This window comes from Serratia sp. BNK-23, assembly GCF_047456145.1.
GTDB lineage: Bacteria > Pseudomonadota > Gammaproteobacteria > Enterobacterales > Enterobacteriaceae > Serratia > Serratia nematodiphila.
On record NZ_CP179900.1, the window covers coordinates 2,135,312 to 2,149,863 of the forward strand.

Below are 14,552 nucleotides of genomic sequence, written 5' to 3' on the forward strand. Positions count from 1 at the left end.
GAGAAGCGATGCCCCGTCCCATAACCGCCACGATGCATCTCGGCGCGATTGAAAATAACCTGCAGGTGGTGCGCCGTTTCGCCCCCGGCGCCAAAGTCTGGGCGGTGGTCAAGGCTAACGCCTATGGCCACGGCATCAAACACGTTTGGCGCAGCATGGCGCAAACCGACGGCTTCGCCATGCTGGATCTGGCCGAAGCGGTGCTGCTGCGCGAGTCGGGTTGGCAAGGGCCTATCCTGTTGTTGGAAGGCTTCTTCCAGCCGCAGGATCTGGCGTTGCTTGACCGTTATCGCCTGACGACGGCGGTGCACAGCGACTGGCAACTGGCGGCGATCGCCGACGCCACGCTGAACTCGCCGCTCAATGTCTATCTGAAAGTGAACAGTGGCATGAATCGGCTGGGGTTCACACCCGAGCGGCTGCATGAGGTGTGGCGCAGGGCGCAGGCGGTAGCCAACATTGCCGAGCTTACGCTGATGAGCCATTTCGCCACCGCCGACGGCCCCGAAGGCGTGACGCAGCAGATGGCCACCATCGAGGCGGCGGCTAACGATATACCGTTGCCGCGCTGCTTGGCCAACTCGGCCGCCACGCTGTGGCACCCTTCGACCCACGGCAGTTGGATCCGTCCTGGGATCGTTCTCTATGGCGCTTCGCCGAGCGGTTGCTGGAATGACATTGCGGCGACGGGGCTGCAGCCCGCGATGACGCTGAGCAGTGAAATCATCGGCATTCAGCAGCTGAAGTCTGGCGATCGTGTGGGTTACGGTGGCCGTTACAGCGCCGCAGGCGCACAGCGTATCGGTGTGGTGGCCTGCGGTTACGCCGACGGCTATCCGCGTCATGCGCCGACCGGTACGCCGGTATGGGTTGGCGGCGTGCTGACGCGCACCCTGGGAACGGTATCGATGGATATGCTGGCGGTGGATCTGACGCCCTGTCCGCAAGTCGAACTGGGCGCCGAAGTCGAGCTGTGGGGGAAACGCCTGCCGGTGGATGAGGTGGCCACGGCGGCAGGGACGTTAGGCTATGAACTGCTGTCGGCGTTAGCGGCGCGAGTGCCGGTCGCCATCGAAGCCTGAGCCGGGGCTCAGGCGACTTTTCTGATCTGCCCTTTAATCTGCTTGCTGAGCCGCCGCGCGTGCAGCGCCAGCAGGCAGCCCGCCAGCATCACCAGCGCCAGCGACAGCTTGGGTTGCAGCGGCAACGCCATCGCCACCAGACCCAGCGCGGCGCCGCCCGCCATCTGCACGAAACCGACCAGCGCGGACGCGACGCCGGCCTCATTGGAGTAGGGTTCCAACGCGTAGCTGGTGGCCGGGCCCATCACGAATGCTAACCCGGCGCAGGCGCTGGCGACTGGCAGCATATACGTCAGCCAGTGCGTTTGCGCCGTCGCGGGCAGCAGCATGACGCCCAGCAGCAGGCCCAGACAGCCCAGTCCCATCAACATGCCGCCGGTCGCCAGACAAACCGGACGGCCGACCTTGTGGATGATGCGGTTGGCGAAGAAGCTGACCAGCATGATCCAGAAACCGTTGGCGCCGAACACCAGCGAAAATTGCAGCGGCGTCAGGCCGGCGGTGCCCATCAGCACGTTCGGTGCCAGAGAAACGTAGGTCAGCGCCATGCCCATCGCCCCGGAGTTCACCACCGCAAAAGAGAGGAAACGCCGTTCGCTGAGGATGCGCGCGTATTGACGCACCGGCAACCCCTTGACCGGCACGGTGTCGGCGGGGCGAGTTTCCGGCAGGCGCAGCGCGATGAGCGCCAACACCAGCAGCGCGTAGCCGACCAGGAACCAGAAGGGCGCGCGCCAGCCGAAGGCTTCGGCGAGCAGGCCGCCGAGCAGCGGCGCCAGCGCCGGGATGATGTTCAGCGTGCCGTTAAGAAAGCCGAAAGCGCGGGCGGCGTCGTCGCCATTCAGGCGATCGCGCACGCCGCTGAAGGCGACGACGGCGGTGCAGCAAACTGCCACCCCTTGCAGCAGACGCGAAGCGATGAAAATCGTCGGGCTGGTGGCCAGCGCCGCCATCGCGGCGCCGATCATGTAGAGGATAATGCCGGCCAGCGCCACCGGTTTGCGGCCATAGTTATCCACCAGCGGGCCGGCGATGACCTGGCCGAGGCCAAGTACCAGAATAAATAGCGATATGGTGGATTGGATCAACGCTTCGCTGCTGCCCAGACCGACGGCAATAGCGGGAATAGTCGGCAGATAAAGATCGATGCCTAATGGGCCGAGCAGCACCAGGCTGAGAAGCATAAACAGAAACTTTTGCATAACAGAAAAGGCACGTCCGAGTGACAAAGAGGGCTAGAGTAGAGACTCTGGCGGCAAATGAAAAGGGGCAAAGCGGGTCAGCGCTGCGCCCCCTGACGATAATAGAGCGCCGAGACGGTATCGGCCACATAACGGGCCTGGTGGCGAGCATCATCCAGCGCACGATGCGGCATACCTTCGAACGGGCGAGCCTTTTTCGGGTTAAAGCCATGCAGTTCCGCCAGCGTGATCACCGTGCGCACGTCCTGAGTATCCCAAAACTTCCACGGGCAGGGCATTTCCAACTGCTGGAAGGCGTGTTCGAGGATCGCGCAGTCGAACTCTTTGCCGTTCCCCCAGACCTTTACCGTATCGGTGCTGTTCATATGGATAAAGCGGCTGAGGCTGCTCAGCACGCGCTTTAGGCTCTCGGTGCCGCCGAAGGCCTGTTTGCGTGCTTCATCGGACTGTTTCGCCCACCAGGCGACCGTGTCCAGACTGATGGTACGGCCCGGTTGGTCTTTCTGACTGCTGACGGCGGCCTCGAATTCGGCGCCGAGTTCCCCGGTCCGGGGATCGAAAAACACCGCCGCAACCACCAGAATGACGGCGCTGGGTTTTATATCCAGGGTTTCAATGTCTAACATCAGATGGTGCATCGGCGTTTCCGGTGGTGGGCGTGGTGGCTTAATGTTACTACAGAACGTGCGCCGATGCGGCCGGTGCGCACATGAAATCCTTTTAAAGCGCCTCGTTCAGGTTATGATGCTCGTGATACTCTTGTCAGGTTGGTCGCTATCGGTGAGAACGCTTATCTTTATTCTGTGCATGGTCGGCTACTTGCTGTTGCTGGGCTACCTTAGCATGTTCGTCACGGACAAGATCTGTGAGAAGGCGGGTAACTACACCAAAATATGCCGCGTCGTAGACATTTCCGAACCTCATATTCCCAAATAACCCCCAGTTTATCCCAGATAGTCGGTGGTAATCAGCGGTGTCAGGATGGCCGCCAGCGCCGTGAGTGCCCCCCATTGCCGCCAGCCCAGCCGCGCCAGCCAGTCATGCCGCTGCGGCGGCGTGGCCAGTTGCCCGACGGCTACGGCGCCGGTCAGCAGCAGCGTCAGAATCAGCAGCACCAGGCAACGGCTCACCAGCGTGAACTCAACATGCAGCACATTGGCGTAATACAGGCGCATCAGAATAAAATAGCTCAGCAAGATCCAGGCGAAAACGACGTTCTTCTTGAGCACCTGCTGCAGCATCAACGCGAGAAACAGGCTGTGAAACAGCGACAACAGCGGGGCCTCGATCGGGTGCCGAACGCAGACGTTGTAGACCGCCATATAAATGTTGAAAACCAGCAGGATATAGATCACATAAATATACCAGCCGTAGATGACCTTGAGCTTTTTCGGGGTCGGCGGCAGGGAGAGTGCGTCCGGTTTCATTAATGCCTCCTGATGATGCCATGTAAACGCTGTGCTTGAAGACGGCGCGGCGACATCGTAATTTAAAATCCACAGGGTATATATCACCCGAGCGCTAAATGACAATTAAACGCGGGATCGGCTTTATTTCCGCGTTGGCCTGGAACTCTTTTGCGCCCGCGGGGTCGATTGGCGTACGAATGCCTGGCGGTTTTTGCACTATGATGACAGATATAATTTATTGATATGAAAGATTATAAAAACACTTCGGGCACAAAAATCCTGCTGCTGTTCAGCCTGGCGTTTTATACGCTGTTGCCACCGTTGCTGACGGCGGTCGTGTTCAACCGTTTCAATCTTAATCCGTTCGCGATCGTCAAATTTTTTCACTTCAACCCGTTTTTGGCCGATCGGGGCATACCCGGCTATCAGACTTTCTTCTACTTGCTGATGCTATGGTTGGGGTTGAACGCTTTGCTCTGGCTGCTGGTGTGGGGGGCGGGGCGATTGTATCAGCGCTGGCGATCGCCGCGCGGCTGATAGTTTCTCAAGGGGGAAAGTTGCCTGGGGAAATGACTTTGCATTCAATAATGAGACGTATTATCATTTTATTCACCGGTGAGGGGAAAAGGGTTGTCTCCTTCTGTGCCCCCGATCCGGCACGACATTGCTCACATTGCTTCCCGTTTTCATGCCAGCCTTGCGCTGGCACTTTTTTATCCCACGCCAAAAACCATGACGCCGGTGGTCAGCCTCTTTTCATTAATATGGCTGTTTAAAAGCCAGCGCGCGGCATTGGGGCGTTAGAACAGCGAAAACAGCAACACCACCGGCAGGCTCAACGGCCAGGTTAACCCGATGGTCAGTGCGCTGATACAGCGAATTTTGACGGTGTCCCGGCTAACCAGGTAGGTGAAAACCATAGAAACTAACAGACCAATAAAATAACAGTATTGCGTTGCAACCCACAGCGGCGACATGAAACCCGATCCCAGTTGTATTTTTACGCGCGAATTCTAGGAGCTTGGCGGGTGATAATCAATGACCAAAGGCCCTTTATTCAAACCTTTATCCATAAGTATGCATAATTTATTTCTATAAAGAACGTAGGGTTATTAGCGGCTTTATGTTTATTGCCAAAAGAAATCAACAGCATAGTTACCGGTAACATTTTGCGTCAGGCGAGCCATCCTTCTGGAGTAAACTCCGCTGAGTAGTAAAAGAGTCGGTGAAGGGGGAAACGCGGTGGGGTTATGACTCATAAAGATTAATGATGTATTTGCGGACAGCAAGGTTAAGGTGAGGTGGCGTCGGGTTTGGCGGTACGTGAACCCTTCAGGCGCCGGTTTTAGCGCATCAGTCGCGATACGCCGCTTGCCCGCCAGGGAGGGGGATGGTTGTCGTTATGGGTTTAATGAATGTTAAGACCGTAGACGAACAGCCACGAAAACAGCAGCGCCAGCAGGCACGCCATAAAAACGATGGAGATCATTTCCTTCACAACTTCATTCCTTTTCCCGGTGAGCCAAATTTACTTCTCTTTGTTTTTGCGCGAAATTTTAGATCGGTATGGGTAAAAATCCTAGTTTTAATCCTTTTTTTTCCTGGCCGTGCGGCGTAAGCCGCTTCGATAAGCCGTGGCGGCGGTGGAAAATCGGGGACGTTAACTCGTCGTAGCTATTGCTGAACGCCATGAGGCTGACTATATAAAAAGGGGACTGCGTGGCGTCGAAGGCAGCCAGGCTCGCCCCTTGCGGGGGCGTTCATCTGCCTGCGGCGCTTTCCTATGAGATGAAGGAGTCGGCAATGAGCACAAAACCAACTATCGTGCTGGTACACGGATTCTGGGGCGGCGCCGCGCACTGGAGTAAGGTCATCATCGAGTTGTCGCGCAGGGGATATACGGCGATTCATGCGGTGGAAATGCCGTTGACGTCGCTGGCTGAGGATGCGGAACGTACGCGCAAGATGGTCGCGCAGCAAGCGGGACCGGTATTGTTGGTCGGGCACTCTTACGGCGGTGCCGTGATCACGGAAATGGGCAACCAGCCTAACGTGGTTGGCCTGGTCTACATCGCCGCGTTTGCGCCGGATGCCGGTGAAAGTGCCGGCGGTATTACGCAAGCGCATCCTCCTGCGGCAGTCGAGAATCTGGCCTCGGACAGCGACGGTTATCTGTGGATTAAAACCGACAAGTTTCACGAAAGCTTTTGCCAGGATCTGACCGCCGACGAGGCATTGGTGATGGCGGTGGCGCAGAAGGCCCCGCTGGCCGAGACCTTTGGCAACACCATCGGCGAGCCCGCCTGGAAACATAAGCCGTCATGGTATCAACTTTCCAGCGACGATCGCATGATCGCGCCGGAGAATCAGCGGCGCATGGCGCAGCGGCTGCAGGCCAAGAAAGTGATGGTGCTGAATGCCAGCCATGCCTCGCTGGTTTCCCATGCCGATGAGGTGGCGGGTTTGATTGACGAAGCGGCCGGTTTGAAATAAAGCAGGGGCAGGAAGGCTCGACATTCTGCGGCAGATTATCCCTTCGCTGATATCGTTATAACAGCATCATCAACACGACGGCGACGGCAATAATGGCGTAGAGGTCTGCCTTACGCATATCGCCTTAGCGTCCGTTAACGCCGATCATTTCTATTGCCGCGCGATGCAGCCGCTGAAAATAATCATCGGGCTGCTTTTCTATCTCCTGGATAAGGCTGGCGAGCAGGTTCTGTTTGGTTATCGGCTTGTTGGCGGTCAACACCAGCAGCACGTTTTTGCCGAGCAGGCAACATATTTGCTTATGGTATTCATCAACATCGTGCTTGTTGAGGCCATAGAGGGTGTAGTCGATCATGATGTCTAACCTGCTGACAGGTAAATGCCCGCCGCAGCGGGCTGAGAAGCCATAGAAAAATAAAATGAGGCAAATTTCGCTTAGGAAGAGACTTAAGCGATGGGGTAACGATAACTGAATGGGAATATTCCTATCAAGCCGTGCGGGGGGAGCGGCGGATGTTTAGGAATAACCTCAGAAGAACAAATAATAGAGAGGACCGTTCTGGGGAATCTGACTTATTATTGTTGTTGTCATTGTTTAAAAAATAAACATGGGTTTTGCAAATATATAATGCGAAAAAGAAACAGCCGGAAAACGGTGCTTTCCGGCTGTGGTGACATTCACGCGGCGTTATTCACACGGTCTGCTTACGGAACAGTTCGCGGAATACCGGATAGATATCGTCCGGTTCGCGGATATGCTGCATGGCGAAGTTGTCGAATTTCGCCTGCAGATCCTCGTATTCGCGCCACAGCGTTTGGTGAGCGCGGCGAGTGATTTCTATGTAGCTGTAATAACGCACCATCGGCAGGATCTTTTTCGCCAACAGCTCATGACACAGCGGTGAATCGTCGGCCCAGTTGTCGCCGTCCGACGCTTGCGCGGCATAGATATTCCATTGTGCCGGGTCATAACGCTCTTCGACTACGTCATTCATTAACTTCAGCGCGCTGGAAACGATGGTGCCGCCGGTTTCCTGCGAATAGAAGAACTCCTGTTCGTCCACCTCTTTCGCCTGGGTGTGATGGCGAATGTAGACCACCTCGACGTTTTTATAGGTTCGGCTCAGGAACAAATAGAGCAGAATGTAAAAACGCTTGGCCATGTCTTTGGTCGCCTGGTCCATCGAGCCGGACACGTCCATCAGGCAGAACATCACCGCCTGGCTGGAGGGCTCCGGCCGGCGCTCATAGTTTTTGTAGCGCAGGTCGAAGGTATCGATAAACGGCACGCTTTCGATTTTCTTGCGCAGTTCGGCAATTTCCTTGCGCAGCCGCTCCTCTTCCAGCAATTGCACCGGCTCGGTATTTTCCAACTGGGTCAGCGCATCTTCCAGCTCGTGCAACGCGCGTCTTTTACCGGCGGTCATGGCGGTTCGTCGCGCCAGCGAGTTCTGCAGCGAACGCACGACGCTGATGTTGGCCGGCACGCCATTGGCGGTATAGCCGGCACGATGGGTTTTGAACTCGGTTAACTGCTTGTACTGATTCTTTTTCAGATTGGGCAGGGCGAGATCCTCGAACAAAAGATCGAGGTACTCGTCTTTGGAGATCTGGAAGACGAATTCATCCTGGCCTTCACCGTCCTGGCTGGCGTTGCCCTGGCCGCCGCCACCGCCTGCGCCGCCCTGAGGCCGCTCAACGCGATCGTTCTGTACGAAGTGGTCATTGCCTGGGTGAACGCGATGGCGTGTGCCGCCGCGCCCCTGATGAAACATCGGTTCGTTGATATCGTCAGTGGGGATGGAGACCGACTCCCCGCTGTCTACGTCGGTGACCGAACGCTTGTTGATGGCTTCGGCAATCGACTGTTTGATTTGCGACTTGTAACGGCGCAAGAAGCGCTGGCGGTTCACCATGCTCTTGTTTTTGCCGTTCAGCCGTCGGTCAATGAAATAGGCCATACTTCCCCCAAACGACGTTGCCAACTCTTCATGTCCCGGTCGCGACAGCGCAATGTGTAAGCCCCTCCTTGGGCTGCGCTGCAACGTCCATGACTGTGGACATGGCCCTGATAATGCCGCTTACCTGAGGCGTTATGAGGATTTTCTGACCCGCAGATACCATTCACACAACAGGCGCACCTGCTTGCGGGTATAGCCTTTCTCCATCATGCGGTCGACGAAGTCGTCGTGTTTTTTCTGCTCGTCCGTCGAGGTTTTGGCGTTAAACGAAATCACCGGCAACAGCTCTTCGGTATTGGAGAACATTTTCTTCTCGATCACGGTGCGCAGCTTCTCGTAGCTGGTCCAGTTCGGATTGCGGCCGTTGTTGTTGGCGCGGGCGCGCAGCACGAAGTTCACGATTTCGTTGCGGAAATCTTTCGGGTTGCTGATGCCGGCCGGTTTTTCAATTTTCTCCAGTTCGGCGTTCAAAGACTCGCGGTCGAACAGCTGACCGGTGTCGGGGTCGCGATACTCCTGATCCTGGATCCAGAAGTCCGCGTAGGTCACGTAACGGTCAAAAATGTTCTGTCCGTATTCCGAGTAGGATTCCAGATAGGCGGTCTGGATCTCTTTGCCGATAAACTCGGCGTATTTCGGGATCAGATAGCCTTTCAGATGTTCGAGGTATTTCTCGGCCAAATCCTGCGGGAACTGTTCGCGTTCGATCTGCTGCTCCAGCACATAGAACAGGTGCACGGGGTTGGCTGCCACCTCGGCGTGATCGAAGTTGAATACCCGCGAGAGGATTTTAAAGGCGAAACGGGTGGAGAGGCCGTTCATGCCTTCGTCAACCCCGGCGTAGTCGCGGTACTCCTGATAGGACTTGGCTTTCGGATCGGTATCCTTGAGGCTTTCGCCGTCATACACGCGCATTTTCGAGTAAATGCTCGAGTTTTCCGGCTCTTTCAACCGCGACAGCACGCTAAAGCGCGCCAGCGTTTCGAGGGTGCCCGGCGCGCAGGGCGCGTGAGTCAGCTCGCTGTGATCCAGCAGCTTGTCGTAAATCTTGATCTCTTCCGACACGCGCAGGCAGTAAGGCACCTTGACGATATACACGCGGTCGAGGAACGCTTCGTTGTTCTTGTTGTTACGGAAGGTCACCCACTCGGATTCGTTGGAGTGCGCCAGAATAATGCCGTTGAACGGCAGGGCGGAGATGCCCTCGGTGCCGTTGTAGTTACCTTCCTGAGTCGCCGTCAGCAACGGATGCAGCACTTTGATCGGCGCTTTGAACATCTCGACGAATTCCATAATCCCCTGGTTGGCGCGGCACAGTGCGCCGGAATAGCCGTAGGCGTCCGGATCGTTCTGCGCGTGGTTCTCCAGCTTACGGATGTCCACTTTACCGACCAGCGCCGAGATGTCCTGGTTGTTCTCATCGCCCGGTTCGGTTTTGGCGATGGCGATCTGCTCCAGGATGGAAGGGCGCACCTTCACGACTTTAAACTTGGTGATATCGCCGCCGAACTCGTGCAGGCGCTTCGCCGCCCACGGCGACATGATGGTGCCGAGATAGCGACTTGGGATGTTGAACTCTTTTTCCAGGATTGAGGCATCTTCCTGAGGGTTGAACAGGCACAGCGGATGATCGTTGACCGGGCTGCGTTCACCGTTGGCGCTGAGGGTGTAGATGGGCACGCGCTGCATCAACGCTTTAAGGCGTTCTGCCAGCGAGGATTTACCGCCGCCCACCGGGCCCAGCAGGTAAAGGATCTGTTTCTTCTCTTCCAGGCCCTGCGCGGCGTGCTTCAGGTAAGAGACGATCTGTTCGATGGCCTCTTCCATACCGTAGAATTCTTCGAAGGCCGGATAGCGTGCGATCACGCGGTTGGAGAACAGGCGCGACAGGCGTGATTCTAGCGCAGTGTCGACCATCACAGGTTCACCGATAGCCATCAGCAGACGTTCGGCCGCGTTGGCATAGGCACTGCGATCTTGCCGGCAAATGGTAAGAAATTCCTGCAGTGTGAACTCTTCGTCCTTGGCAGCTTCGTAGCGCTGGCGATAGTGGTCAAATATGTTCATGATGCCCGTCCTTTCGTTATTAGCACAGGTTAAAGAGAGCGTGTGATAGTGTTCTGGCTCCCGAAAGATGAGAATACGCCTGAGTACAGCAACCCGTATGCCAACTTGGTGCGCTTATTATCGCGAGTTGCGCTGTATGCCACTGGGCCCAGGATAAATTCACCTTCTGATTTAAGCTTAGTTTGCTTGCCGGAAAATTTCCTGCCGCAGAAAAAGCTTTTTTTAAGTCATATCAATGACTCAGTTATTGCCGGGATAACCAAATGCCTTGTCTGGCGCGGCCTGCGGGATAAAACGTCATCGTTCCGCCATGATTAATTCATAATTCCGCTATAAGTTATTCGATCTTGGTCGTTTTCCTTTGTAAAGATTAGGCACGCAACTAAATTTTCACATAAACTATCGCGGCTATTAACCCTGTAATTTATGGAAAAAGAACCAGTGAAGATTTCAAAACTCAAAACGCTAGCAATTATCGCTTCCGCAATGGTTTGTGCGCAAAGTGCTCAGGCGGGGACCTGGTCACTCGGTGCTGCCGCGCTGGTTAGTCCGGACGCGTATCGCGGTTATCAGGACCGCGTTTATCCGGTGCCCGTCATCGACTATGAAGGTGACGACTTCTACTTCCGTACTCTGACCGCCGGTTACTACCTGTGGAAAGATCAAGAAAACCAGCTGAGCATCATGGGTTACTACACGCCATGGGGCTACCGTCCGGGCGACAGCGACGACGATCGCATGAAGCGCCTCGACAAGCGTCGCGGCACGCTGATGGCCGGCCTGGCCTATTCGCACAACGCGGAATGGGGCACCCTTCGTACCACGTTCACCGGCGACACGCTGAACAACAGCAACGGGCTGGTGGGCGATGTCGCTTATCTGTACAAGTTTGATCTGGACGCGCTGACGCTGGTCCCGGGCGTGGGCGTGATGTGGAACAGCAAGAACCAGAACAAATATTACTACGGCGTCAGCGCCAATGAATCACGTCGCAGCGGCCTGGACAGCTACACCCCTGGCGATAGCTGGGCTCCGTATCTCGAGCTGAGCGCCAATTATCAGATCAACAAAAGCTGGAACGCCTTCTTCGTCGGCCGCTATGTGAAGTTGTCGGATGAAGTGAAAGACAGCCCGATGGTGGATAAATCTTACACCGGTTTGTTGATGACAGGTGTGAGCTACACCTTCTAATCACGCATTGCACAACTATCGTGCATGTCGTGCATCAAAAAGGGGCGCTGGCGCCCCTTTTGCACATCTGTAGTGCGCTTCCGCGCACGGTTCCTCAGGCCTTCTTACGACTGCGGAAGGTGACACCCAAACGGGCGGGTTGCTCGCCGGCAGCGACCAGCGGTTTGCTGACGCGCCCGGTCTCGATGCAGACCATGGTCTTGTAACCGTCGTTCGGCATATCCCCCATGCTGCAGGAGAGTTCCACGCCGGGGTTCCAGGCGATGACGTCGCTCATATGATGGTGGTGAACCTCGATGGTGCGAGCGAGTGCCGGATCGCGGATCTGGCTGAAAGCTTCCGGGCGGGTATAGACGCGGTCGGTTTGGCCGATGAATGTCACTTCACCCGTCTGATGCGCCTCTGCGCCGCCCGCCACCTTGTCGATATAAGGCTCGCCCAGGCCCGTCACGCTGACCCGATCGATGTCGCCGACCTGGAAGTAACTGTGCAGCGCCGCCGTGGCTTGATAATCGCCGTGCGATTCCAGCTCGATCTCGCACTCTTCACCCAGCTTGAAGCGAGCAATCAGCGTGAAGGCGTGCGGCCACAGTTTGCGGGTCTGCTCATTGTCTTTCAGCGTAAAGGTCAGGATGACGCCGTTCTCATCTTCATCGTGCGCCGTCAGGCTCCAGGGCTGGTTGCGGGCAAAGCCGTGGGAGGGTTGCGCCACCGGGCCGAACCACGGCCAGCAGATCGGCACGCCACCGCGGATGGCCTTGCCTGTGGCGAAAGGCGTGTTGTTGCTGAGCCAAATCACCGGCTGCTCACCGCTGGGCTGCCAGGCCAGCAAATGCGCGCCTTGCAGCGCGACGGCCGCGCGCACTTTCGGGTGCGACACCACAACCACGCCCAGCTCATCGAGTTGCCGCTGGCTGATATAAGGAGAAATTTGTTCGGAAACGGGCAGGGTGAAAATTTTCTCGTTCATTTCATGACCTATTGTTTGCCGGAGATACAAATAAAAAAGGGCGACAAAAATGTCGCCCTCATTATCAGCTTAACATCATGCCATTACTTGGAGATGTGAGCGATCAGATCCAGAACCTTGTTAGAGTAGCCGGTTTCGTTGTCGTACCAGGAAACCAGTTTCACGAAGTTGTCGTTCAGTGCGATACCGGCTTTGGCATCGAACACGGAAGTCAGTACTTCGCCGTTGAAGTCGGTGGAAACCACGTCGTCTTCAACATAGCCCAGAACGCCTTTCATAGAGCCTTCAGCGGCGTCTTTGATGGCTTTCTTGATTTCTTCGTAGGTAGCCGCTTTTTCCAGACGCACGGTCAGGTCAACAACGGACACGTTAGGGGTCGGTACGCGGAACGCCATGCCGGTCAGTTTGCCTTTCAGCTCTGGCAGAACCACGCCAACCGCTTTCGCTGCGCCGGTAGAAGAAGGGATGATGTTCTGGGATGCGCCGCGGCCGCCGCGCCAGTCTTTGTGAGACGGGCCATCAACGGTTTTTTGAGTAGCGGTGGTGGCGTGAACGGTGGTCATCAGGCCTTCAACGATACCGAAGTTGTCGTTGATGACTTTAGCCAGTGGCGCCAGGCAGTTGGTGGTGCAAGAGGCGTTGGACACGATGTCCTGGCCGGCATATTTGTCAAAGTTGGCGCCGCGAACGAACATTGGGGTCGCATCTTTGGATGGGCCAGTCAGAACCACTTTTTTAGCGCCGGCGGTGATGTGTTTACGCGCGGTTTCGTCGGTCAGGAAGATACCGGTCGCTTCAGCAACCACATCAACACCCACTTCGTTCCACTTCAGGTTAGCCGGGTCTTTCTCTGCGGTAACACGGATGGTTTTGCCATTAACAACCAGGTGGCCGTCTTTAACTTCTACCGTACCGTTGAAACGGCCGTGAGTAGAGTCATACTTCAGCATGTAAGCCATGTACTCTGCGTCCAACAGGTCGTTGATTGCAACGATCTCGATGTCAGAACGCTCTTGAGCAGCACGGAAAACAATGCGACCGATACGGCCAAAACCGTTGATACCTACTTTGATAGTCATATATTCCACCAGCTATTTGTTAGTGAATAAAAGGTTGGTTGTAAAATTACAAAAACCTTACCCAGCGTCAAGCGGAATCGTGTCAATACTTGCGGCAAGTCAAACCGGAAGGGTGGTTTTGCACGCTTATTGCACAGTCCATTTGCGCTCGGCCTCATCCGTTATATGGGGACAAGCCGCCAAGTATAAAGTCAGCATACGCAAGATGTGTGATCGTTATCACATATCATCGTGACGTGGCCTTTATGGGCTACAGTTTAGGCCAAAAACCCCTGCAGCGGTGTTAATTTTTTGTTATTATTAATCATTGTTTTCGTTGACATTATCCACATTCAGAGATAAGCACAAATGGCTAAAGAGACAACCCCCGGTCATCCGGTCACGGAACTGAATGAAATCCAACGTTATGTGACGCAACAGCGTGGCACCGAAGCGCCGTTCAGCGGCAAATTGCTGCACAACAAGCGCGAGGGCGTGTACCATTGCCTGTGCTGTAACCAGCCGCTGTTCTATTCCGAAACCAAATACGATTCCGGCTGCGGCTGGCCGAGCTTTTATGAGCCGGTTTCCGCCGATGCAATCCGTTATCTTGATGATAATTCACATAATATGCATCGTGTTGAAATCCGCTGCGGCCACTGCGACGCGCATCTGGGGCACGTTTTCCCTGATGGCCCGCAGCCGACTGGCGACCGCTACTGCGTCAACTCCGCCTCGCTGAGTTTCACCGATGGCGAAAATGGCGACCAAACGGCTGGTTAAGTGGTAATTTAATCAACAAAATCGATTCAGCTAATTATTCATCTGTAAGCGAGAAGGGCTCTGATGGACGTGAAAGATCTGATTGCGGCGATGACGCCCGAGATATACCAGCGCCTGGTGCAGGCGGTTGAGCTGGGCAAGTGGCCGGACGGCGTGGCGCTGACGCCTGAGCAGAAGGAAAACAGCCTGCAGGCGGTGATGCTGTGGCAGTCGATGAACAACGTCGATCCGCAGCACATGAGCATCGGCACCGACGGGCAGATCGTGATGAAGAGCAAGCAAGAACTGAAGCAGCAGTTTGTTGCCGAGCCGCTGGTCAAACTTAAACCGCAGTAA

General features: G+C 55.7%; 15 protein-coding genes. 6 read left to right on the top strand and 9 right to left on the bottom strand.

The window, feature by feature from the left end; genetic code table 11:
- Positions 1-8: 8 nt before the first annotated feature.
- Positions 9-1,082: a catabolic alanine racemase DadX gene (gene dadX, locus ACMGF9_RS10110; RefSeq protein ID WP_411748608.1), complete on the top strand. Its 1,074-nt coding sequence runs from the start codon at positions 9-11 to the stop codon at positions 1,080-1,082.
- A gap of 8 nt (positions 1,083-1,090) precedes the next feature.
- Here dadX and ACMGF9_RS10115 read toward each other — a convergent pair whose 3' ends face one another.
- From ACMGF9_RS10115 to ACMGF9_RS10125, 3 genes are all read right to left on the bottom strand, one after another.
- Positions 1,091-2,284: a multidrug effflux MFS transporter gene (locus tag ACMGF9_RS10115; RefSeq protein ID WP_015378110.1), complete on the bottom strand. Its 1,194-nt coding sequence runs from the start codon at positions 2,282-2,284 to the stop codon at positions 1,091-1,093.
- A gap of 77 nt (positions 2,285-2,361) precedes the next feature.
- Positions 2,362-2,922: a 3'-5' exonuclease gene (locus ACMGF9_RS10120; protein ID WP_004932251.1), complete on the bottom strand. Its 561-nt coding sequence runs from the start codon at positions 2,920-2,922 to the stop codon at positions 2,362-2,364.
- Positions 2,923-3,228: 306 nt separating this feature from the next.
- Positions 3,229-3,711: a hypothetical protein gene (locus ACMGF9_RS10125; RefSeq protein ID WP_015378108.1), complete on the bottom strand. Its 483-nt coding sequence runs from the start codon at positions 3,709-3,711 to the stop codon at positions 3,229-3,231.
- A 225-nt stretch (positions 3,712-3,936) separates the two neighbouring features.
- Between ACMGF9_RS10125 and ACMGF9_RS10130 the strand changes: the two genes are divergently transcribed.
- Positions 3,937-4,230 (top strand): hypothetical protein, encoded by a 294-nt coding sequence (locus tag ACMGF9_RS10130; protein ID WP_015378107.1) that lies wholly within the window; start codon positions 3,937-3,939, stop codon positions 4,228-4,230.
- Positions 4,231-4,493: 263 nt separating this feature from the next.
- Here the strand turns inward: ACMGF9_RS10130 and ACMGF9_RS10135 are convergent, their stop codons facing one another.
- On the bottom strand, positions 4,494-4,670 hold the full coding sequence (locus tag ACMGF9_RS10135; RefSeq protein ID WP_015378105.1) for a GhoT/OrtT family toxin: 177 nt from the start codon (positions 4,668-4,670) through the stop codon (positions 4,494-4,496).
- An 826-nt stretch (positions 4,671-5,496) separates the two neighbouring features.
- Between ACMGF9_RS10135 and ACMGF9_RS10140 the strand changes: the two genes are divergently transcribed.
- The gene (locus tag ACMGF9_RS10140) at positions 5,497-6,186 is read left to right on the top strand and encodes an alpha/beta hydrolase (protein ID WP_015378104.1); all 690 of its coding nucleotides are present in this window, start codon (positions 5,497-5,499) and stop codon (positions 6,184-6,186) included.
- Between the two features lie 124 nt (positions 6,187-6,310).
- Here ACMGF9_RS10140 and ACMGF9_RS10145 read toward each other — a convergent pair whose 3' ends face one another.
- From ACMGF9_RS10145 to yeaG, 3 genes are all read right to left on the bottom strand, one after another.
- Positions 6,311-6,541 (bottom strand): hypothetical protein, encoded by a 231-nt coding sequence (locus ACMGF9_RS10145; RefSeq protein WP_004932237.1) that lies wholly within the window; start codon positions 6,539-6,541, stop codon positions 6,311-6,313.
- Positions 6,542-6,878: 337 nt separating this feature from the next.
- On the bottom strand, positions 6,879-8,147 hold the full coding sequence (locus ACMGF9_RS10150) for a YeaH/YhbH family protein (protein WP_004932234.1): 1,269 nt from the start codon (positions 8,145-8,147) through the stop codon (positions 6,879-6,881).
- 132 nt (positions 8,148-8,279) lie between these two features.
- Complete coding sequence (gene yeaG, locus ACMGF9_RS10155) at positions 8,280-10,214, bottom strand: protein kinase YeaG (protein ID WP_004932230.1); 1,935 nt, start codon at positions 10,212-10,214, stop codon at positions 8,280-8,282.
- 426 nt (positions 10,215-10,640) lie between these two features.
- Here yeaG and ACMGF9_RS10160 point away from each other — a divergent pair, with 426 nt between their 5' ends.
- Complete coding sequence (locus ACMGF9_RS10160) at positions 10,641-11,405, top strand: MipA/OmpV family protein (RefSeq protein WP_015378103.1); 765 nt, start codon at positions 10,641-10,643, stop codon at positions 11,403-11,405.
- A 94-nt stretch (positions 11,406-11,499) separates the two neighbouring features.
- On the opposite strand, the gene ACMGF9_RS10165 is transcribed toward ACMGF9_RS10160, so the two are convergent.
- Together ACMGF9_RS10165 and gapA are read right to left on the bottom strand one after the other, a co-directional pair.
- Positions 11,500-12,375 carry a D-hexose-6-phosphate mutarotase gene (locus ACMGF9_RS10165; RefSeq protein ID WP_414160215.1) on the bottom strand — a complete coding sequence of 292 codons (876 nt, stop codon included), beginning with the start codon at positions 12,373-12,375 and terminating at the stop codon, positions 11,500-11,502.
- Positions 12,376-12,458: 83 nt separating this feature from the next.
- On the bottom strand, positions 12,459-13,454 hold the full coding sequence (gapA, locus tag ACMGF9_RS10170; RefSeq protein WP_004932222.1) for a glyceraldehyde-3-phosphate dehydrogenase: 996 nt from the start codon (positions 13,452-13,454) through the stop codon (positions 12,459-12,461).
- A 348-nt stretch (positions 13,455-13,802) separates the two neighbouring features.
- Between gapA and msrB the strand changes: the two genes are divergently transcribed.
- Together msrB and ACMGF9_RS10180 are read left to right on the top strand one after the other, a co-directional pair.
- On the top strand, positions 13,803-14,216 hold the full coding sequence (gene msrB / locus ACMGF9_RS10175) for a peptide-methionine (R)-S-oxide reductase MsrB (protein WP_004932219.1): 414 nt from the start codon (positions 13,803-13,805) through the stop codon (positions 14,214-14,216).
- Positions 14,217-14,279: 63 nt separating this feature from the next.
- Positions 14,280-14,552, top strand: a complete 273-nt coding sequence (locus tag ACMGF9_RS10180; RefSeq protein ID WP_004932218.1) for a YeaC family protein — start codon at positions 14,280-14,282, stop codon at positions 14,550-14,552.